We start from the raw sequence: 258 nt of genomic DNA, 5'->3' as shown, positions 1-258 counted from the left end.
CGAGCATGTCGGCGTTGAGCTTCGAATTCGCGCGGTTGTAGATGATCACGCCGATATCGGGCACGGCCTTGCACACTTCTTCCGCGTGCAGCGCAATGCCGTCCTGCGACGCTTCGGTCAGGTAATGCGGCATCAGCAGGATGCCGTTCGCGCCGAGGCGCCGGGCTTCCTTCGCGTACTCGATCGCCACGCGCGTCGGGCCGCCGGCGCCGGCCAGGATCGGCACCTTGCCCTTGCAGGTTTCCGTGGCAGTGCGAA

At 65.9% G+C, this 258-nt stretch carries 1 protein-coding gene; it reads right to left on the bottom strand.

The annotated features are described in order from the left end of the window. Positions 1–258 (bottom strand): dihydrodipicolinate synthase family protein (locus ACYP33_RS00490; RefSeq protein WP_459618961.1); only part of this gene is annotated, 258 nt, incomplete at both ends.

The organism is Burkholderia sp. 3C (genome assembly GCF_054589155.1).
This window is presented reverse-complemented; position numbering and strand designations above follow the sequence as displayed.